Source organism: Ruegeria sp. C8, from assembly GCF_056537565.1.
In genome coordinates, this window is sequence record NZ_JBQFRV010000006.1 from 187,013 (window position 1) to 206,859 (window position 19,847).

At 56.6% G+C, this 19,847-nt stretch carries 24 protein-coding genes; 10 read left to right on the forward strand and 14 right to left on the reverse strand.

From position 1 onward, the window contains the following. Window positions 1-12 precede the first annotated feature (12 nt). The 6 genes from ACR0KL_RS10405 to ACR0KL_RS10430 form a co-directional block, all read right to left on the reverse strand. Window positions 13-816: a ParA family protein gene (locus ACR0KL_RS10405; protein WP_170380205.1), complete on the reverse strand. Its 804-nt coding sequence runs from the start codon at window positions 814-816 to the stop codon at window positions 13-15. Then, the gene (gene rsmG / locus ACR0KL_RS10410) at window positions 809-1,420 is read right to left on the reverse strand and encodes a 16S rRNA (guanine(527)-N(7))-methyltransferase RsmG (protein ID WP_170680637.1); all 612 of its coding nucleotides are present in this window, start codon (window positions 1,418-1,420) and stop codon (window positions 809-811) included. Before rsmG ends, ACR0KL_RS10405 begins: the two co-directional genes overlap by 8 nt. Then, window positions 1,417-3,285 (reverse strand): tRNA uridine-5-carboxymethylaminomethyl(34) synthesis enzyme MnmG, encoded by a 1,869-nt coding sequence (mnmG, locus tag ACR0KL_RS10415; RefSeq protein ID WP_170680634.1) that lies wholly within the window; start codon window positions 3,283-3,285, stop codon window positions 1,417-1,419. The genes rsmG and mnmG overlap by 4 nt, the downstream gene beginning before the upstream one ends. A gap of 12 nt (window positions 3,286-3,297) precedes the next feature. Next, entirely contained in the window at window positions 3,298-4,584 is a 1,287-nt protein-coding gene (gene mnmE, locus ACR0KL_RS10420; protein ID WP_480776989.1) for a tRNA uridine-5-carboxymethylaminomethyl(34) synthesis GTPase MnmE, read from the reverse strand. A gap of 30 nt (window positions 4,585-4,614) precedes the next feature. Continuing rightward, window positions 4,615-5,886: a transcription termination factor Rho gene (gene rho, locus ACR0KL_RS10425; RefSeq protein WP_170765196.1), complete on the reverse strand. Its 1,272-nt coding sequence runs from the start codon at window positions 5,884-5,886 to the stop codon at window positions 4,615-4,617. A 135-nt stretch (window positions 5,887-6,021) separates the two neighbouring features. Beyond that, the gene (locus ACR0KL_RS10430; RefSeq protein WP_170470677.1) at window positions 6,022-6,471 is read right to left on the reverse strand and encodes a CopD family protein; all 450 of its coding nucleotides are present in this window, start codon (window positions 6,469-6,471) and stop codon (window positions 6,022-6,024) included. 404 nt (window positions 6,472-6,875) lie between these two features. On the opposite strand from ACR0KL_RS10430, the gene ACR0KL_RS10435 reads away from it, so the two are divergent. The 4 genes from ACR0KL_RS10435 to dnaQ are packed head-to-tail and all read left to right on the forward strand — an operon-like array spanning window position 6,876 to window position 9,610. After that, the gene (locus tag ACR0KL_RS10435) at window positions 6,876-7,475 is read left to right on the forward strand and encodes a Maf family protein (protein WP_480776990.1); all 600 of its coding nucleotides are present in this window, start codon (window positions 6,876-6,878) and stop codon (window positions 7,473-7,475) included. Beyond that, on the forward strand, window positions 7,472-8,305 hold the full coding sequence (locus tag ACR0KL_RS10440; RefSeq protein ID WP_480776991.1) for a shikimate dehydrogenase: 834 nt from the start codon (window positions 7,472-7,474) through the stop codon (window positions 8,303-8,305). The genes ACR0KL_RS10435 and ACR0KL_RS10440 overlap by 4 nt, the downstream gene beginning before the upstream one ends. Then, window positions 8,302-8,895, forward strand: a complete 594-nt coding sequence (gene coaE / locus ACR0KL_RS10445; protein WP_480776992.1) for a dephospho-CoA kinase — start codon at window positions 8,302-8,304, stop codon at window positions 8,893-8,895. The genes ACR0KL_RS10440 and coaE overlap by 4 nt, the downstream gene beginning before the upstream one ends. Further along, the gene (gene dnaQ / locus ACR0KL_RS10450) at window positions 8,888-9,610 is read left to right on the forward strand and encodes a DNA polymerase III subunit epsilon (protein ID WP_170680613.1); all 723 of its coding nucleotides are present in this window, start codon (window positions 8,888-8,890) and stop codon (window positions 9,608-9,610) included. Before coaE ends, dnaQ begins: the two co-directional genes overlap by 8 nt. A 25-nt stretch (window positions 9,611-9,635) precedes the next feature. Here dnaQ and secB read toward each other — a convergent pair whose 3' ends face one another. Together secB and ACR0KL_RS10460 are read right to left on the reverse strand one after the other, a co-directional pair. After that, window positions 9,636-10,145, reverse strand: a complete 510-nt coding sequence (secB, locus tag ACR0KL_RS10455; protein WP_170380195.1) for a protein-export chaperone SecB — start codon at window positions 10,143-10,145, stop codon at window positions 9,636-9,638. Window positions 10,146-10,199: 54 nt separating this feature from the next. After that, window positions 10,200-10,700, reverse strand: coding sequence for an FxsA family protein (locus tag ACR0KL_RS10460; RefSeq protein ID WP_170680610.1), 501 nt, complete (start codon window positions 10,698-10,700; stop codon window positions 10,200-10,202). A 108-nt stretch (window positions 10,701-10,808) separates the two neighbouring features. On the opposite strand from ACR0KL_RS10460, the gene ACR0KL_RS10465 reads away from it, so the two are divergent. From ACR0KL_RS10465 to ACR0KL_RS10475, 3 genes are read left to right on the forward strand one after another with little or no spacing between them, the layout of a single operon-like run. Then, complete coding sequence (locus ACR0KL_RS10465; protein ID WP_170380193.1) at window positions 10,809-11,468, forward strand: Tim44/TimA family putative adaptor protein; 660 nt, start codon at window positions 10,809-10,811, stop codon at window positions 11,466-11,468. Further along, window positions 11,465-12,502: a murein transglycosylase A gene (mltA, locus tag ACR0KL_RS10470; RefSeq protein ID WP_170680607.1), complete on the forward strand. Its 1,038-nt coding sequence runs from the start codon at window positions 11,465-11,467 to the stop codon at window positions 12,500-12,502. Before ACR0KL_RS10465 ends, mltA begins: the two co-directional genes overlap by 4 nt. Then, entirely contained in the window at window positions 12,502-13,089 is a 588-nt protein-coding gene (locus ACR0KL_RS10475; RefSeq protein ID WP_170680606.1) for a Smr/MutS family protein, read from the forward strand. The genes mltA and ACR0KL_RS10475 overlap by 1 nt, the downstream gene beginning before the upstream one ends. Before the next feature lie 52 nt (window positions 13,090-13,141). Here ACR0KL_RS10475 and ACR0KL_RS10480 read toward each other — a convergent pair whose 3' ends face one another. Together ACR0KL_RS10480 and hslU are read right to left on the reverse strand one after the other, a co-directional pair. Beyond that, window positions 13,142-14,170 (reverse strand): alpha/beta hydrolase, encoded by a 1,029-nt coding sequence (locus ACR0KL_RS10480; protein ID WP_480555348.1) that lies wholly within the window; start codon window positions 14,168-14,170, stop codon window positions 13,142-13,144. Between the two features lie 181 nt (window positions 14,171-14,351). Next, window positions 14,352-15,659 (reverse strand): ATP-dependent protease ATPase subunit HslU, encoded by a 1,308-nt coding sequence (hslU, locus tag ACR0KL_RS10485; RefSeq protein WP_170680602.1) that lies wholly within the window; start codon window positions 15,657-15,659, stop codon window positions 14,352-14,354. Between the two features lie 200 nt (window positions 15,660-15,859). Here hslU and ACR0KL_RS10490 point away from each other — a divergent pair, with 200 nt between their 5' ends. Continuing rightward, window positions 15,860-16,261, forward strand: a complete 402-nt coding sequence (locus ACR0KL_RS10490) for a DM13 domain-containing protein (protein ID WP_170640845.1) — start codon at window positions 15,860-15,862, stop codon at window positions 16,259-16,261. A gap of 105 nt (window positions 16,262-16,366) precedes the next feature. Continuing rightward, on the forward strand, window positions 16,367-17,608 hold the full coding sequence (locus ACR0KL_RS10495; protein WP_170680600.1) for an MFS transporter: 1,242 nt from the start codon (window positions 16,367-16,369) through the stop codon (window positions 17,606-17,608). A gap of 95 nt (window positions 17,609-17,703) precedes the next feature. Here the strand turns inward: ACR0KL_RS10495 and hslV are convergent, their stop codons facing one another. Continuing rightward, window positions 17,704-18,255 (reverse strand): ATP-dependent protease subunit HslV, encoded by a 552-nt coding sequence (gene hslV, locus ACR0KL_RS10500; RefSeq protein ID WP_170462831.1) that lies wholly within the window; start codon window positions 18,253-18,255, stop codon window positions 17,704-17,706. A gap of 197 nt (window positions 18,256-18,452) precedes the next feature. Between hslV and ACR0KL_RS10505 the strand changes: the two genes are divergently transcribed. Then, complete coding sequence (locus ACR0KL_RS10505) at window positions 18,453-18,647, forward strand: DUF1127 domain-containing protein (RefSeq protein ID WP_170380185.1); 195 nt, start codon at window positions 18,453-18,455, stop codon at window positions 18,645-18,647. A gap of 57 nt (window positions 18,648-18,704) precedes the next feature. Here the strand turns inward: ACR0KL_RS10505 and ACR0KL_RS10510 are convergent, their stop codons facing one another. From ACR0KL_RS10510 to trxA, 3 genes are all read right to left on the reverse strand, one after another. Beyond that, window positions 18,705-19,067 carry a Lin0512 family protein gene (locus ACR0KL_RS10510; protein WP_170680598.1) on the reverse strand — a complete coding sequence of 121 codons (363 nt, stop codon included), beginning with the start codon at window positions 19,065-19,067 and terminating at the stop codon, window positions 18,705-18,707. Then, window positions 19,064-19,414, reverse strand: coding sequence for a Lin0512 family protein (locus ACR0KL_RS10515; RefSeq protein WP_170680596.1), 351 nt, complete (start codon window positions 19,412-19,414; stop codon window positions 19,064-19,066). Before ACR0KL_RS10515 ends, ACR0KL_RS10510 begins: the two co-directional genes overlap by 4 nt. An 80-nt stretch (window positions 19,415-19,494) precedes the next feature. Then, window positions 19,495-19,815 carry a thioredoxin gene (trxA, locus tag ACR0KL_RS10520; RefSeq protein WP_050604667.1) on the reverse strand — a complete coding sequence of 107 codons (321 nt, stop codon included), beginning with the start codon at window positions 19,813-19,815 and terminating at the stop codon, window positions 19,495-19,497. Window positions 19,816-19,847 lie beyond the last annotated feature (32 nt).

Genomic DNA, 19,847 nt, shown 5'->3' on the forward strand with positions numbered 1-19,847 from the left:
CCTCATTGTCGCTTAAGCGGCGACTTTGTTGTTCTTGTGCATGACTTCGCGGGCCAGATGTCGATATGCCATCGCCCCAAGCGAGCCCGAGTCATATTGCAAAACCGGCAACGCGTAAGACGGTGCCTCACTGACCCGCACATTTCTGGGTATCTTGGTCTTAAAAACCATCTCACCCAAATTGTCACGTGCGTCTTTTTCGACCTGACGGGACAAGTTGTTGCGGTTGTCATACATAGTCAACACAATCCCTTCGATTCTCAGATCTGGATTCGCAGTTTGGCGGACCTCTCGGATCGTCAGCATCAGCTGAGACAAACCCTCCAGAGCAAAGAATTCACTCTGCAATGGAACAAGAACCGAATGCGAGGCTACCATCGCGTTCACCGTCAGCAGGTTCAAGGACGGAGGGCAGTCAATCAATACAAAATCCAGCTCAAACCCATCTATTGAGGTTTGTCGCAACGCGTCATGCAACAAGTAGCTGCGTTTTTCGTTTGAAATGAGTTCGATATCCGCCGAACTCAAATCGACAGTGGCCGGAATGACGAAAAGACCACCTATTTCTGTCTCTTGTATGACCGCCTCTAGCGGTGCGTCGTCCAAAATAAGATCATACGTGGTCCAATCCCGGTCTTCGACACCCAATCCAGTCGACGCATTGCCCTGCGGATCGAGATCAACAACCAGAACCCGACAGCCGGCTTCGGCCAGACCCGCAGCCAGATTTATCGCCGTCGTAGTTTTCCCAACTCCGCCCTTCTGATTGGCAACCGCAATTATCCGGGGCCCTGAAGGACGAGAAAGATCAACCACGAGATACTCCTTTGATTTTAAGGATTACGGCTTGGGGCTCTGTTAAACTTGTAATCGGCTCAACATCGAATTTCCATTCTTCCTGAGCCTCTGACAGTTCTTTTTTCCAGTTCGCGCCTTTCGGCAACAAAGCAGTGCCGTTATCGCTTAAATGCCTGTCACAAAAGGACAATAATGTGCGCAGATCTGCCAAAGCACGGGCCGATAGAATATCCGCTTCAAGTGGCTCAACGGATTCGATTCGCTTTGAGATGACCTGACACGTCACCCCGCATTCGCGAGCAACGTTCCTCAGGAATGCTGATTTTCTCTGATCACTTTCAACAAATTGGAAACGGGTGTTTGGCGACTCTTCCAGTGCCATAATCGCACACACCATCCCCGGAAATCCGCCTCCAGTTCCGATATCAACCCAGGTATCTGCGGCCATTGCACATCGGAATACCTGGACGGAATCCAGAATATGTCGATCCCAGATATCCTCCAGACTGTTCCTTGAGACTAGATTGATCTTGGGATTCCAACGCTTCAGCAGCTCCACATACGTATCCAGCCGGTCGAATGTTTCACGTGAAACATCGAACTTGGAAAATTCAGGCTTCATGCTTGTTTAACTTTTTGATCGCGCCGAAGTTTTGCCAAAAGCAAGGTCAAGGCAGCGGGTGTAACGCCTTCTACCCTACTGGCCTGAGCAATATTTCCGGGTTTTGTCTGAGACAGCTTTTGCTTCATTTCAGATGAAAGGCCATCTAAAGCAAAATAGTCGAAATCCCTGGGAATCTGATAGGATTCATCCCTCTTCATCGCTTCGACATCCCGCTGCTGCCGTGCGATGTAGTTTGCGTAAAGCGCATCCCTAGCGACCTGAAGCCGGATATCTGGCGTCACCATATCCAGCTCGGGTAACAAGGGCAGCAGGTCCTCAAAAGCCACATCCGGAAAAGCCAGAATCGCCATGCCATCACGCCTATTGCCGTCCTGATTAACGTTGATGCCAGCGGCCAAAACCTCTTTTGGCGTATAGGTTTTTTCGCTCAAAAGCGATTTCGCGTCGCTCAATTGATCCATCTTTTCTGTGAAAGCTTGTCGACGCCTGCTTCCAACGCAACTCAACTGCAATCCGATAGGCGTCAAACGCTGATCAGCATTATCTGCTCGAAGCGACAATCTGAATTCAGCGCGAGAGGTGAACATTCGATACGGTTCAGCAACGCCTCGGGTGGTAAGATCATCTATCATGACACCGATATAGCTATCGGCGCGGGTGAAATGGACCGGGTCTTTACCTTGAACAGCCAAAGCCGCATTGAGACCAGCAACCATACCCTGAGCGGCAGCTTCCTCATATCCTGTGGTTCCGTTGATCTGACCCGCTAAATATAAGCCTGGAATCTCGGGCAAGGCCAAAGTCGCTGATAGGACACGGGGGTCTATATAGTCGTACTCGATGGCGTAACCGGGTTGAAGAATATCAGCATTCTCCAGACCTTTTATCGAACGAACATATTGTAGCTGCACATCCTGCGGCAGAGACGTTGAAATACCGTTGGGGTAAATCGTGTGATCATTCACCCCTTCGGGTTCAAGAAAGATCTGATGCGAGTCTTTCTCTGCAAACCGAACAATCTTGTCTTCGATCGACGGGCAATATCTTGGGCCAACGCCATCTATATGCCCACCATACATCGCTGACTTGCTTAGGTTCTTTTCAATTATTTCATGTGTCTGAGCGTTCGTATGGGTAATCCCACACGAAATCTGCGGCGCAACAACTGAAGTCGACAGGAACGAGAACAAGGTTGGTTCGTCGTCACCGTCCTGACGTTCCAACCCTGACCAATCTATGGTACGTCCATCTAGCCTCGGTGGGGTTCCCGTTTTCAAACGTCCCGTCGGAAGATCATATGCGTCCAAACGTTCCGCCAGCCTCACGGAAGGGCGATCTCCCATGCGACCTCCGGGTCGTGAGACGTCTCCGATGTGAATCACGCCTCGAAGGAACGTGCCGGAAGTAAGAATGACCGACTTTGCCGAGATTTCTGATCCGTCGCCCAACCTAACGCCTGCTACTCGATCCTGATTCATCAGAAAGTCTACGACTTCGCCAACAATAACTGACAGGTTCCCTTGCCTATCCGTTACCTTTTGCATCGCTGCTCGGTAAAGCGACCTGTCCGCTTGCGTCCTTGGGCCTTGAACCGCTGGCCCTTTTCGGCGGTTTAGTAGCCGGAACTGGATCCCTGCTTGGTCTGCAACACGTCCCATGACGCCGTCCAAAGCATCTATCTCGCGAACCAAGTGGCCTTTACCCAATCCTCCGATTGCAGGATTGCACGACATCACACCGATATCTGCTGCAGATAGCGTGACCAATGCTGTCGAAACGCCCATTCTGGCCGCAGCATGTGCAGCCTCGGTGCCCGCGTGCCCCGCGCCAATGACGACTACATCGAAGTCTGAATGTTTCACGTGAAACACTCCTTATTTTCCCAGACAGAAGCTCGAGAATATTTCATCTAACAGATCCTCGACACCTATTCTGCCCACCAAAGATTCAAGTGCGCGGATCGCAGTGCGCATCTCTTCTGCTGCTATATCATACAGGTCTGGACCTGATTCCAGAACCGACATTGCCGCAGTCAGAGCGTCCAGTGCTTTAGTCAATGCAATGCGATGGCGTTCTCGTGTCGCTATACCATGGCTAGTGGTACGATTACTCAGCACACGCGATATGTTGGATATCAGCTGATCAATCCCCTGACCCGTTTTCCCGGAAACACCACCGACTTGGGGACTACGAAGATCCGCTTTCGGTGCCACCTGAATATCATCCGGCTGAATATCTACACCAAGATGCAACGGTTCGTCAGACAGGAACACACGCAGATCGGCAGCTTCAGCGCGTTTCTTAGCCAATGCGATACCAAGGCTTTCAACGTGGTCGTCCGTATCCCGCAGCCCTGCCGTGTCCAGTAGTGTCACTGGGAGTCCTGCCAGATCCATTCGAACTTCGATGACGTCCCGCGTTGTCCCCGCATATTCTGATGTAATTGCAGCGTCTCGCCCTGCCAAAGCATTCAGCAAGGTAGACTTGCCCGCGTTGGGAAGGCCGACGATTGCAACTTCAAAGCCGGTTCGGATGCGTTCCGCGATCTGAACGCCATCTGCTTCGCGCTTCAAATCCGCCATGACGCCGGAGATCAGCTCGCGCACCTCGGGGGTGACATCTGTCGGAACCTCTTCATCGGCAAAGTCGATCACGGCCTCCAACAGAGAGGCAGCTCGGATCAGGTCCCTCCTCCATCGCTCGGCAAGGTTTCCCAACTCACCAGCGAGGATCGTTTGCGCCTGTTTCCGTTGGGCTTCCGTCTCAGCGTCGATCAAATCGGCAAGGCCTTCGACCTGGGCCAAATCCATCTTGCCGTTTTCCAACGCGCGGCGGGTGAACTCTCCCGGATCGGCAAGGCGCAGACCGTCCGTTTCCGACAAGCAGCGCATGACAGCAATAACCGAGGCCGTACTTCCGTGAATCTGCAACTCAGCTACATCTTCACCGGTAAAGCTAGCCGGAGCCTTGAAGGTCAGCACCAGACCATCATCCAGACGAGCACCGTCAGCATCCCGCAAAACCCGCAGAGACATCCCACGCGCCGGAAGCGCGCCGCCAGTCATCCCAGCCGCGGCACTATGCGCGTCAGGACCAGAGAGGCGGATGACCGCCACCCCTGCTTTGCCTTGCGCGCTGGCCAAGGCGAATATCGTATCCATTCGAAGGCCTCGCGTCAGTTAAGACCTGTGTCAGGTGTTCATCGAATCGAAGAACTCGCCGTTTGTCTTCGTCTGTTTCAACTTGGACAACAGGAACTCGATTGCATCGGTGGTCCCCATCGGGTTGAGGATACGGCGCAGAACGAAGGTCTTGGCCAGATCGCCCTTGTCCACCAGCAGGTCCTCTTTCCGAGTACCGGACTTGAGGATGTCGATGGCCGGGAACACGCGCTTGTCTGCGATCTTCCGATCCAGAACGATTTCCGAGTTACCCGTGCCTTTGAATTCTTCGAAGATGACTTCGTCCATCCGGCTGCCGGTATCGATCAGCGCGGTGGCGATGATGGTCAGCGAGCCACCCTCTTCGATGTTCCGCGCCGCACCAAAGAACCGCTTGGGCCGTTGCAGAGCATTCGCGTCCACACCACCGGTTAGAACTTTACCCGAGGATGGGACCACAGTGTTAAATGCTCTACCAAGTCTTGTGATCGAGTCGAGAAGAATAACAACATCTCGTTTATGTTCGACCAAACGCTTGGCTTTTTCGATCACCATTTCGGACACGGCGACGTGGCGCGTTGCAGGTTCGTCGAAGGTTGAGGACACAACCTCACCCTTCACCGAGCGCTGCATGTCGGTCACCTCTTCCGGGCGTTCGTCGATCAGCAGGACGATCAGGTAACACTCTGGGTGGTTCTGTTCGATCGAATGCGCGATGTTCTGCAGGATCACCGTCTTACCGGTCCGCGGAGGCGCCACGATCAGCGACCGCTGGCCTTTACCGATGGGCGAGACCAGGTCGATCACACGGGCCGACTTGTCCTTGATGGTCGGGTCCTCGATTTCCATCTTCAGACGCTCATCCGGGTAGAGCGGCGTCAGGTTGTCGAACAGGATTTTGTGCTTGGCCTTCTCAGGATCTTCAAAGTTGATCTTGGTGACCTTGGTTAGCGCAAAATACCGTTCGCTATCGTCGGGCGCTTTGATTTCACCCTCGACCGTATCCCCCGTACGCAGCGAGTGCAGACGGATCATGTCAGGCGAGACATAGATGTCGTCCGGACCCGGCAGATAGTTCGCCTCGGGCGAGCGCAAGAAGCCGAAGCCGTCTTGCAGGACTTCCAGAACGCCATCACCGCCAACAGTCCAGCCCTCATCCGCGCGTTCGCGCAGGATCTGGAACATCATCTCGCCTTTACGCATGGTCGAGGCGTTTTCGATCTCCAGCTCTTCGGCCATCGCCAGAAGGTCTTTTGGGCTTTTGGCTTTCAGATCGGCCAGATTCAGGGATTCATTGGACATGATGTATACCTTCACCGCAGATTGCGGTTCGAAGTGGAATTTTAGTACGGAAAAGACGCCGCCCGGACGGGCGTGTTGACCCCTACATAGTTGCGTCAATCTACGGAGTCAAACAGGCCCTTCCTGGAATGGCTCTCAGAACTTCAGAATGACCGCTAGAACGATGACAACCATCAGAACGGTCGGAACCTCGTTCATCATGCGATACTGCCGCCCAGTGAGCTTATTTCGCCCCTCAGCGAAATCCTTGCGGCGGGCCAACAACCAATGATGAAACCAGGTCATGCCAATAACGGCTGCGCCTTTAAGCCAGGGCCATGCAAAATCCCAGCCGACAATGCCGGGCGTAAACACCATGATCAGACCGCAGGCCCAGGCCACGATCATCGCGGGGCGCATGATCACGCGCAGCAGCTTCTCTTCCATTTCAAAGAAGATAGTCTCGGCCCCGTTAACCGCTTGCGCTTTTTCTACGTGATAGACGAACAGACGGGGAAGGTAGAACAGTCCTGCCATCCACGAAATCACCGCCATGATATGAAGGGACTTCACCCACGGGTAAATCGTGAAAAGAAGATCAGTCATCTTGGCTCCGGGCGTTGCTCGGAACTCTCCCTAATAAAAAAAAAAGAAAGAAGAAAGGAAGATGGTTTTGTAGGGTGGGTAAAATCCGTGGATTACTTTTTTACCCTTTGGTTTTCCCCAAGTGGACAGTTTTGCACGAGACTTGAGCGATTCTGTGAATTTCAAAAATAATCAAATTAAAACATATAGTTAGTTCTGAATTCTGAGGATGTGTCTGGGGATAACACCTTGAACAATTCCAGATGTCTCGGTTATCCGCTGTTTCAAAGTTATCCTTACCCCGATTGGATGATGTTTGAGCGACTCAGGGAAGTTTTTCGCGAAATTCCCGGGCTTGCGTGTCAATCTGAAAACCATACAAAGCGTCCAAGACCGCTCAACGATTTGCCCACGGGGTTGTCCACATGTCTGTCCCCATCGTCCTTGCCTCAGGATCCTCCATTCGCGCGCAGTTGCTGGAAAACGCAGGCGTGCCTTTCTCTGTTCAGATCGCGCGCGTGGACGAGGATAGCATAAAGCGTGCCTTGTTGGCCGAAGGCGCCTCGCCGCGTGATATTGCCGATGCGCTGGCGGAAATGAAAGCGCGCAAGGTGAGTGACAAGACGCCCGGAGCGATTGTGCTGGGCTGCGATCAGGTGCTGGATTTCGACGGGCAGTTGCTGTCAAAGCCTGAGACAGCCGAAGACGCCTTTGCCCAGTTGAAGATGATGCGGGGCAAGCGGCACATGTTGCTGTCCGCAGCGGTGATCTATCAGGATGGTGAGCCGATCTGGCGCCATGTCGGTCAGGTGCGCCTGCGGATGCGGATGAGCTCGGACGCCTACCTGCGAGACTATGTCGACCGCAACTGGCACAGCATCCGCCACGCGGTGGGTGCATATAAGCTTGAGGAAGAAGGCGTGCGCCTGTTCGCCACCATTGACGGTGATTACTTTAACGTTTTGGGTATGCCACTGTTGGAGTTGCTCAACTATCTGGCTGTCAAAGGGGTGATTGATCAATGACGGACCACAAGATTCCTCTGGCCGGAGTGATCGGGCACCCTGTGGGCCATTCCCGCTCGCCCAAATTGCATGGGCATTGGCTGAAGACCTACGGGCTAGAGGGGCACTATGTTCCCATGGATGTCGCCCCGGCTGATCTGGAAACTGTCCTGCGCACCCTGCCCAAGGCCGGTTTTGTGGGTACCAACGTGACGGTGCCGCATAAAGAGGCGGCCTTGCGCATTGCAGACCACGTCTCGGACCGGGCGACCGTGATCGGGGCCGCGAATACGCTGGTTTTCCGCGAGGACGGCTCGATCCACGCCGATAACACCGATGGGTATGGGTTCATGGAGAACCTGCGCGCTGGCGCTCCGGATTGGAGCGCCAAGGATGGCCCCGCCGTGGTCTTTGGCGCGGGCGGAGCGGCGCGCGCCGTGTTGCAGGCGCTCGCGGATGCAGGCGTGCCCGAGATCCTGCTGACCAACCGGACCCGCACCCGTGCCGATCATCTGAAAGAAGAATTCGGCCAGCGCATCACCGTTGTGGATTGGGTACAGGCCGGAAACATGATCGAAAACGCCGAGCTTGTGGTCAACACGACGTCTCTGGGCATGCAGGGTCAGCCTGAGCTGCGGGTGCCATTGGATGGATTGCAGCCGGGCGCCGTGGTGACCGATCTGGTCTATGCGCCGCTCAAGACCAACCTGCTGAAGACAGCGGAAGACGCCGGATGCACCGTGGTCGATGGACTGGGTATGCTGCTGCATCAGGCAGTTCCGGGCTTTGAGCGTTGGTTCGGCGTGCGCCCCGAGGTCAATGGCGATTTGCGCGCGGCCGTGCTGGCATGAGGTTTGCGCTTGGCCTGACAGGCTCTATCGGGATGGGCAAAAGCACCACGGCGCAGATGTTCGTCGATGAAGGCTGCGCGCTTTGGGATGCGGATGCAGCGGTGCATCGTCTTTATGCCAAAGGTGGCGCGGCAGTTGGGCCGATGGGTGAGGGTTTTCCGTCGGCTATCGTAGAGGGTGCAGTTAGCCGCGAGGCTTTGAAACGGATTATTTCCGAAGACAGTTCTGCGTTGAAACGGATCGAGGGGATCGTTCACCCTCTGGTCGCCGCAGATCGCGCGGCATTTCGCGAAAGCGCCTCGGCCGATATTTTGGTGTTCGACATCCCTCTTCTGTTCGAAACTGGCGGTGAGGCCGCGATGGATGCGGTCGCCTGCGTTCGGATATCTCCTGACGAACAAAAACGCCGCGTGATGGAACGCGGCACGATGTCCGAGGCTCAGTTCGAACAGATCCGCGCCAAGCAAATGCCGAATGACGAGAAATGCGCGCGCTCGGACTATGTGATCGACACCGACACACTGGACCATGCCCGCGCGCAGGTGCAGGATGTGATCAGACAGGTACGGGCGGGGATGGCTGATGCGTGAGATTGTACTCGATACCGAAACCACGGGCTTTGATCCTGAAAGCGGTGACCGGATTGTCGAGATCGGCGCGGTTGAGTTGTGGAACCATGTCGCCACGGGCGAGACCTATCATGTCTATATCAACCCCGAACGCGGCATGCCGGAAGAGGCATTTGGCGTACATGGTATTGGTCCCGACCTGCTGGAAACCCCGCGCCCGCCCGAAAAAGGCGAGGTGACGCTGAAAGACAAACCGGTCTTTGCCAAGGTCGGTCAGGGATTTCGCGAGTTTATTGGCGACGCGAAACTGGTGATCCACAACGCCTCCTTCGATATGAAGTTCCTAAACGCCGAGCTGAAATGGATGGGCCTGCCGCCGATCCCGATGGATCAGGCGCTCGATACGCTCGCCATTGCGCGCAAACGGTTTCCGGGCTCTCCGGCATCGTTGGATGCGCTGTGCCGGCGGTTCAATATCGACAACTCGAACCGAGTGCTGCACGGCGCGCTTTTGGACTCCGAGATTCTGGCCGAGGTCTATCTGGAGCTGATCGGCGGACGCCAACCGGATTTCGGCCTTTCCGCCTCAGCCGCGTCCGGCACGGGTGGGGCAGATGACTGGCGTCCGACACCGCGCACAACGCCTCTGCCATCCCGGATCACCGAGGATGAGCGCGCAGCGCATGAGGCATTTGTCGAGAAACTGGGCGAAAGCGCCCTGTGGACCCGCGCCTGATCCGGTCAGGCACGGGTCAAGGGATTTAGGCGTCGGTCTGCTCGGCCTGTTCCGCCTGAGCGGCCTGACGGCGCATTAGCTCGTTGCGGTAAAGTGCAACGAAATCAATGTTGTCCAGGTTCACCGGCGGATAGCCACCATCGCGGGTAACGTCGCTTACGATGCGGCGCAGGAACGGGAATAGCATGCGCGGGCATTCGATCATCAGGAACGGGTGCAGCTGATCTTCTGGCACGCCTTCCACGTGGAACAGCCCGCAATAGTCCAGCTCGCACAGGAACAGGACATCGTCCATGCCTTTGGCTTTCGAGGTCAGCTTCAGCTTGATTGAAACTTCGTACTGATGCTCGACCTGACGCTTTTTCGCGTCCAGGTTCACCTGAACCTGAATCTCGGGCTGTACGTCACCGGACACGCCTTTTTGCGCCATGACGTTTTCAAAGGACATATCGCGAATGAACTGTCCCAGAACGCGCATCTGAACCTGAGGGGCGGCTTGGGCCGCAGTGTTTTCTGCAGCGTTTTCTTCGGCCATGGATCTACTCCAAAAATGAAATTCGACACTGCTTAGCAAGTTGCGCGCGGCACCTCAATGCTGGTGGGGACCTTCCACCCATTTTGACGGTTTCGAGGGGTCCTTGCGCGGGCGCACCTCGGTAAACTCGCCGTCAATCACGTCGTCCTGATCAAACGGTTCGCGCGGCTGTTGAAAGCCCGCGCCCTGCCCCATCTGGAACTGGGTCACGGTCACTTTGGTCTTCAGATAGCGGAAAACGGCGATCCGCACGCTGGGGATTAACAGTGCAAACCCGACAGCATCGGTGAAAAAGCCAGGTGTCAGCAACAGCGCGCCGGACAAAAGGATCATTGCGCCATGGACCAAAGGCTCGGTTGGGTCGTCCAGAGTGGCGAAGGATTGCTGCAATTGCCCCAGCGCCATGCGACCTTGTGTCCGCACCAATGTGGTGCCCAGAACCGCTGTCAGAACCACGATGGCAAGGGTTGGCCACAGGCCGATCAGACCGCCAACCTGGATGAACAGGGCGATCTCGAGGATCGGAACCAATAAAAATGCCAAGAACAGGTACATTTGCGTTATCCTTTACCTATGGCCGAACTGTGGACTTGCCACCAACTGTCACCTACATAGTGGCAGGAGGCCGCGTACACAAAGTCTCGGTTCTGAAAAGAGGATGAAATGAACGAACCCATGATCCAGCTGCTGGTACTGGCCGGAATTGCCGTTTTCCTGATCCTGCGTTTGAAAAGCGTGTTGGGAACGCGTGAAGGTTTCGAAAAACCCCCTGTTCCGCATCAGCCCGATGCGGGTGCGTCCCGTCGTGATTTCGAGGTGATCGAAGGCGGTCCGGATCATGACATCACAGACCACGTCCCCGAAGACAGCGAGCAAGCACAGACCCTGGCTGCGATGAAGCGGGTTGAGCCCAGCTTCTCGGTCAGTGAATTTGTTCAGGGCGCCCGTGGTGCCTATGAGATGATCGTGATGGGTTTTGAGAAGGGCAATTTGGACGAGATCCAGCCCTTCCTTGCCGAAGACGTGTTCGAAACCTTTGTCTCAGTCGTATCCGCGCGTGAAGATCAAGGCCTGACGATCGAGGCTGAGTTCATCGGCGTGCGCGAAACCACCCTGACCGATGTCTCCTTTGACAAAGACACCAACGAGGCCGAAATCACCATGAAGTTCATTGGTGAGCTGACCTCGGTTGTGCGGGATCGTGGTGGTGACATCATCGAAGGCAACCCGAATACCGTGAAACGCCAAAAGGACAGCTGGACCTTTGCCCGCGTGATGGGCAAGGACGATCCAAACTGGCTGCTTGTTGCCACGGACGCATGATTGCCACGCTCCGGTCGCTTATTCTGGTGGGTGCGATGACCACTGCCAGCGCCGCCGGAGCCGAGGCGACGCGATCCGTTCTGTCGTTTGACGACTTGCAGGGCTGGGCCGAGGATGACCACGGCGCGGCCCTTTCCGTTTTTCTGAACACTTGCGGCGATCTGAACGACCCGGATTGGCGTGCGCTTTGCGGTGTCGCCCGGACCTATGAGGGGGATGCCGCGCGGTCTTTCTTTGAACTCTTCTTCCGGCCCGTTTTGGTCGAAGATGGTAAGGACGGTCTTTTTACCGGGTATTTTGAGCCAGAGCTTGACGGCTCCAGAACCCGGACGGATCGTTTCAAGTATCCGATCTACAAGATGCCGCCCGAGGCGCGGGACGGGCCGTGGCTCAGCCGGCGCGAGATCCTGACCAGCGACGTGATGCAGGGCCGCGGGCTTGAGATCGCCTGGGTCGATGACCCGGTTGAGCTGTTCTTTCTGCAAATTCAGGGCTCTGGCCGGGTGCGACTGCCGGACGGCGGTGCCTTGCGTGTGGGATATGGTGGCGCGAACGGGCAGCCCTACCGTTCCATCGGGGTTGAGCTGGTCCGGCGCGGCGCTTTGGGTGCCCATGCGGTCAGCGCGCAGATGATCCAGGCCTGGGTACGCAAGAACCCCGAAGCTGGGGCAGAGCTCTTGTTTCACAACCCTTCATACGTGTTCTTCCGCGAGGTGAGCCGCGTCGCGCCAGAACTGGGGCCTTTGGGTGCAATGAACCGCTCAATCACGACCATGCGCAGCATCGCGGCCGATCCTGCCTATACGCCGCTCGGTGCTCCAGTCTGGGTTGAGAAAGACGGCAAGAAGCCCTTGCGCCGCCTGATGATCGCGCAGGATACCGGCGCGGCGATCAAGGGTGCGCAGCGGGCCGATATCTTCTTTGGAACGGGTGACGATGCCGGGCAAGCTGCCGGCCGCTTGAAGGACCCCGGTCGCATGGTTGTGCTGCTGCCGATTCAGCGTGCCTTTGCCATGGCGACGGATGACTACTGATGACCCGGCGCAAACTGACCAGCGATGAGATCGAGCTGTGGCGCAAGGTCGCCAAACAGGCTGAGCGGCTGCACCCTGAGATCCCTCAGACCGTGCATCCGACAACTCTGCCCAAACCCACGCCCAAGAAACTACCAAAACCCCGGATTGAAGCGTTTGAGCTGGGGCAGAACAAACCTCCCAAGCCTTCTTCCAACCGTTTGAAACCGTCGATCACCGAGGCGCTGCGCGCTGCCCCCGTTCAGATGGACACCAAGGCCTTTGGCCGCATGAAGCGTGGCAAGCTCAAACCCGAGGGCAAGCTGGACCTGCACGGGATGCGGATAGACACCGCGCATCCGGCACTTGTGCGATTTGTGCTTACAGCGCAGGCGCAGGGTAAACGTCTGGTTCTGGTGATCACTGGCAAGGGAAAAGACCGTGATGAGCCAGGCCCGATCCCGACCCCGCGCGGTGTGTTGCGCAATCAGGTGCCGCATTGGCTTTCGATCCCGCCTCTGGCGCAAGCGGTGATGCAGGTGACACCTGCGCATATCAGTCACGGTGGGGATGGTGCCTACTATGTCTATCTGAGACGGGTCCGCTAGGCTCGGCCCGCCGACAGAGAAGGTTTGAGACCCTCCAGCAAGCCCTAGACACCTACTGAGTAGCGACCTGCGCCTGCCCGGTCTCAGACAGAACAACCTCGGTCGCACCCGAGGGGTTGCGTTGACTGTTCGGGATCAAATAATCGATGCCCCGGCGTCGATTTCCAAGGGTGTTTCCAACACGCCGGGCCGAACTGAGCAGCGACAGCAAGGCGGGTGAGGTTGCAGCAACGAAATGTGATGACTCGGCATCGCTGTTGAAAGCGGTCGCGTCAATCACTTCGATCGGATAGTCGGCCAGCGCCTCGATGGTGCTGATATTACCCAGCCGTTCACTCCCCGGTGTACCGCGAATCCGGGCCGAGATATTCAGGATCTTGTCCTTTTGCGATACCATCACGACAAAGGGATCGGGCGGAGTTTTGATGCTGTCCATTTGCGAACGAAACACGTCAATATCCAGATCGGGCGAGATCAGGAACACGCCATCAAGGTTGCGCCGTGACCAGCCGGGGGACCGAAGCTCGGCCTGACGCATCATCTCCATCGACAGGGCACCGCCCATAGAGTGGGCGACCAGCACAACCCGTTTCACGCCGATGGATTTCAGATCCCGGATTGTCTTCTCTAACCCGTCGCGGGCAAACAACATGCTGTCCAGATCATAGGCATACCCTGCCCCGCGCGCCTGACTGGGCCAGGAGTAAATCAGGACCGATCCGGGAATATCAAGATCATGCGCCAACTGCGCCGCGCGAAACGCGGTCTCGGTATGGGTCGAGTTATACCCGTGCACGAAGATCGACACATCATCTTCTCCGCGCAGCTGGTTTGCCAACTCACGCGGGCCGGACAGGTCCGTGGTGTTGGCCAAAACAAACTGCTTTTCCGGATTGGGGTTTGCGTAAGAAAACTCCAACGTGCCTGGCGTGTGGTTTGGCGGGATTGAGACCGTCATTTTGTGGTACTGAACCCGCTCACCCCGGTCGGCGTTAAACGTTCCGTCGGGGTTCCGCCCCCGGGTTGTGGCCGCGTAGACGGTTTCTGCGGATCCCACATTCAACGCGGACGGCACTGTCACCTGCGCAGTTCTGTCGACGCAAGCGCTCAGTGTAGCAACAGCAAGAAAGGCAATACTCAAACGCAACACGGCTCAACCCTCAAAGAAACAGAGTTTGAGTCACGGTTACCAGTTTCTGGTGCGAGGTCCAGCCGGAACGAAAATTCGCCGCCAAATCGGCGGCGAAATACAGCTGGATTTGTTACAATACGTAACGGCTGAGGTCGGTTGATTTCGTCAACTCACCCAGATTGTCATCCACGAATTGCGCGTTCACCGTGATCTCGGTCCCGGCCTGATCGGGCGCGGTGAACGAGAGTTCTTCAAACACACGCTCCATCACTGTGTAAAGCCGCCGGGCGCCGATGTTTTCAACGGTCTGGTTCACATCCGCAGCGATCTTGGCCAACGCCGCGATGCCGTCATCGGTGAAGCTGACGGTAACCTCTTCGGTGCCCATAAGGGCGCTGTATTGGAGGGTCAGCGCGTTGTCCGTTTCGGTCAGGATGCGGACGAAATCCTCTTCTGTCAGCGCGCGCAGCTCCACTCGGATCGGCAAACGGCCCTGGAGTTCCGGCAGCAGGTCCGAGGGTTTCGCGATGTGGAACGCACCCGAGGCAATAAACAGGATGTGGTCGGTTTTCACCGGGCCATGTTTGGTGGACACAGTGGTGCCCTCGATCAGAGGCAGAAGGTCGCGCTGGACCCCTTCCCGGCTGACATCGCCGCCGCGCGCGTCTGAGCGGGCGCAAACCTTGTCGATCTCGTCCAGAAACACGATGCCGTTCTGTTCGACCGACTCCAGCGCCACGCGGTTGACGGTTTCGTCGTCCAGCAGCTTGTCGGCCTCTTCCCCGATCAACAGGTCATAGCTTTCGGCCACGGTCACTTTCTTTTTCACCGTGCGGCCGCCAAACGCCTTGCCGAAGATATCGCCCAGATTCATCATGCCCATCTGGCTGCCGGGCTGGCCGGGTAGGTCGAACATTGGCATCGGGTTTGAGGTGTCAGACAGCTCCAGCTCGATCTCTGTGTCGTCCAACTCACCCGATTTTAACTTCTTGCGGAACATTTCACGGGTCGCTTCGCGGGCATCGGTGCCAGCAATGGCTTCGATCACGCGATCCTCGGCGGCCTGATGGGCGCGAGCCTTCACATCCTCACGCATGTATTCGCGGGTCTGAATGATCGCTGCGTCGGCCAGATCGCGCACGATCTGTTCCACGTCACGGCCGACATAGCCGACTTCAGTGAACTTGGTGGCCTCGACTTTGATGAAGGGCGCACGGGCCAGTTTGGCCAGACGGCGGCTGATCTCGGTTTTTCCGACGCCGGTGGGCCCGATCATCAGGATGTTCTTGGGGTAGACTTCATCCCGGATATCATCGGCCAACTGCTTGCGTCGCCAGCGGTTGCGCAAGGCCACGGCCACTGCGCGCTTGGCGTCTTTTTGCCCGATGATGAAGCGGTCCAGTTCCGAGACAATCTCGCGCGGGGTCAGGTCGGTCATATGTGTTTTATCCGTCTGTTTCGAAGCGGAACCTAATCATACGTCGCGAAAACACAAGCCGATCACGACAACATCACGACAACTCACAGAACACACACGGAATTTCGTGAGGATGTGAATCGCCATGCGAGGGCCGCGTACGGCATAAAAAATGGCGACGGGCAAACAGGCCCGTATCTATCTTATGGAGATACCTGATCATGATGACTCGTCGTTCTCTTTTCGTGAAAGCTGCTGCCACCGGCGCTGCCCTAACACTGGCCGGCACCACTGCTGCTGTGGCCGGTGGAGCCAAAAAGAAAGGCACGTTCGAGGGCCGCTCGAACCACATCACCACCGGTTCGGTAAAACTGGTCAAGGATGGCGACCGCTACATCGTTGAACTGGGCGAGGACTTTTCGCTGGACAACGGCCCCGACCCGCGCGTCGCATTTGGGAAAGACGGCACTTACGCCCCTGACAGCAAACTCGGGGCGCTGCTGCACCTTGCAGGTAAGCAATCCTATGCAGTCCCGCCGACCATGGATGTGTCGGGATACAACGAAGTATACATCTGGTGCGAGGTCGCCGGAGTACCTCTGGGCGTAGCATCGCTGAAGTAATCGCGCCGTCAGAGGTCGGGTTCTCCGGCCTCTGACACATCGTTAGGTAACGGCACAACTGTCTGTTACACTCGCCCCAAGTTATTGGAACCGGGGGCGTTTTTCATGACCAAGATTGCCAAGATCACCCTGCTGTTTGTGGTGTTTGTGGACCTGATCGGACAGGGGCTTGTCTTTCCGATCATCAACTCTCTGATCATGGAGACGAAATCCGGTTTTCTGCCTGAAGGCACACCCGACGGCCGTCGCCATTTCTACTATGGGCTGGTGATTGGGTGTTTCTTCCTGTCGTGGTTTCTGGGGGTCGTTTACGTCTCGAAAGTCTCGGATTCCATTGGGCGCAAGAACGCGCTTCTGGTCTGTCTGGGCGGAGCGTTGGCAGGCTACACGATTACGATCGCCTCGCTCTACCTCGATAGTCTGTTGCTGCTGATCCTGGGCCGGTCGATCACTGGTTTTACGGCTGGCAATCAGCCCATCGCTCAAGCGGCGATGATTGACGGTAGCACCGATGCTGCCGATCGTGACCGCAATATGGGGTATATCGTGACCGGCGTCAGCTTTGGCCTTGTCGGAGGGCCGATCATCGGCGCCGTCCTGTCGGACTCTGCCCTACTGGGCAGCTTTGCCACGCTGAGAACACCCTTCTACGGTGCCTTCGTTCTGGTGCTGATCGCCATTTTCCTCGTGCTGGCCTTCTTCAAGGACACCCGCAGCGAACGCGCGCCCTTTGTCTTTCGTCCGCGCGATATCACCGACAGCCTGATCGCTGTGCGCGGTCACCCGATGGTCCTGAAAATTCTGCCGGTCTACTCGTTCTTCATGATCGCCAACGTCACCTTTTATGTGTTCGTCGACAATTTCCTGACCAGCCGTTTCGGTTATGGCGTGATCGGAGGCAGTATGGCCATGGTCGTCATCGGCTTTGCGCTGGCCTTTTCCAGCACCTTCCTTGTGAAACCCGCGCAAGAGAGGTTCAGCAAGCACAAGATCATCTATGTCTCACTGATCACGATGGTGATCTGCGGGCTTGCGTTCGCCTTCAGCCCCAGCGGTGCGTTGAGTTACATTCCGGTTTTCTTCTTCTACTTCTTTTTCGGTGTTTCATACCCAACCCTTTTGGGTTTGTTTTCATCCAGCGTCAGTGAGGCGGATCAGGGTTGGGTCATGGGCGTGACCACCGCAGTCTTCTGCCTGGCCGGAGGGGTCATGTCTCTGATCGGCGGCGGGCTGATGAGCATCGACATCCGCGTGCCCTACTACATCGTGATCATCGCCGCGATCTTCGGCCTGATCGGAATGCACCGCCGCTGGAAAGGGAAAGAGATCAAGGCGCTGTTAGCTTGAGGCAGCTTTGCGTTTGATTTGAGTCGGAATACGCTGCTTTTCCCCTCGGTCGAGCGCGCATTTCGATACAGTGTTTTGGTGAAACGCAGAACGCCCTAGATCGTCTCGACCGTCAGATTGCCGTTGGTATAGACGCAGATGTCGGCAGCAATCGCCATGGCTTCACGTGCAACCGTTTCAGCGGGCTTGTCGCTGTCCATCATCGCGCGCGCAGCGGCGAGGGCAAAGTTTCCGCCCGATCCGATGGCGGCCACGTTGTGTTCCGGCTCCAACACGTCCCCTGCCCCGGTGATCACCAGCAGGTCCTTGCCATCGGTGACGATCAGCATCGCTTCGAGCTTTTGCAGGTATTTGTCGGTGCGCCAATCCTTGGCCAGCTCGACCGAGGCACGGGCCAGTTGGCCCGGGGTGGCCTCAAGCTTGGCCTCCAGCCGCTCGAGCAGAGTGAACGCATCCGCCGTCGATCCGGCAAAGCCTGCCACAACCTCGAATCCACCGGGTGACAGGCGGCGGACCTTGCGGGCGGTGCCCTTGATCACGGTCTGACCCAGGCTGACCTGTCCGTCCCCGGCAATCACCACCTGGCCGTCTTTCTTGACGCCAATGATCGTTGTGCCATGCCAACCGGGAAAATCGCTGTCTGCCATCAGGGCCTCCGTTCATCACTGGGACCCTATATGGGCCGGAGCCAGCGCCAACGCAACTGTTCACAAACTGCCCAAAAGATATGCAAGAAACGCAGATCGGGTCTACCAGACTGGCAATTGTGAGACTCAGACCCCTGCACTACATGAGGCTTACAACCGACATTGGGTCGGCTGTTTCAGTTTGAAGGACTGCGCAAATGGCAAATACTGCACAAAACACTGCGCCGCTCGGAGCAGCTACCATCCTGCACGTAGTGGACGCGTTCACTGTGGCTTTCGAAAAAGCGGTTGAGTGGAACGAAACTCGCAAGACACGCAAAGCGTTGTCGCAACTGAGCGACGCTCAGCTGGAAGATATCGGTCTGACCCGTAAAGACATCATCACCATCTGATCCGTTTCAGATCAGCCGTAGTAAAGATGAGCCGCTCGTCCGAGCGGCTTTTTCTTTTCAAACCAGCCTGTATTTGCCCGACATATCAGGCAGATAGGCCTCAACCGCTGCGGTTGCGATGACGTGGCGGGTGCCTGCATCACTGTCCTCGACGTCCAGCCCGCCCAACACAGCCCGTACCTCGGCCCTGCCCCGTGGCAAATCCTGCGCGACCAGATCGCAATCCACGGCCTCGGGCTGTTGCACCCCAATTGTCACCACGACGCGCATCTCTTTGTGGTCCACGCCTAAGCGCGAAAACAGAGTGATCGAGGAATGATGCAGCGCGTCCTGCACCGCCCGCCGTGCGGCTTTGGTGTAATCCTGACCATAGAGGTCATTGCCGGTGCCCATCTCAAGAATGATACGTTTTTCACTCATAGCGCGGGCTCCATGTCGAAAGAGACGATGATGGCGGCGTTTGCGATCACTGTGTGGCTATCGGCGTGCGGTTTTTCGATGTCTAGCCCACCGCGGGTGACCGTGATGTTCGGCTGACCGTATGGGAACACGGCCTTCAACGCCTCACGGTCCACTTTATCGGGTTGCTGCACGCCGATCTCGGCATCAATGATCATCGCCTCTTTGGGAAAATCGAACAGCTCAGCCATATTGACCGAATTGTGCCACAGCGCATCCTTGATCGCGCGCAAGGCGGCCTCGGTATAGTCCTCACGCCGCAGGGACGTGCCCATACCAAATTCCACAAGTACTCGTGTTTTTGCCATCAAAGCCCCATGGTCAAAAAAGGATCATAAAAAAGGCGCCCGGTTCGGGGCGCCTTTGGTCATTCGCATACCAATCCGGATCAGATGGATTCGTCGATCCAGCTTTGCAGCGCGGCTTTGGGTGCCGCGCCCGCGCGGTTCGAGACAACCTGACCGTCCTTGAAGATGAACAGTGCGGGGATGCCGCGCACGCCCATCGCAGCGGCTGCGTTCGGGTTGCTGTCCACGTCCACCTTGGCGATTTTCACCTTGTCGCCATACTCAGCGGCCAGTTCTTCCAGTGCGGGGCCGATCTGTTTGCAAGGACCACACCATTCCGCCCAGAAGTCCACAACCACGGGAACGGTCGAGTTCTTGACTTCGGCATCAAAGGTATCGTCGGTAACGGCAACGGTCGACATATTCTGTCTCCTGAATGGGGTAAGCTCGGGAA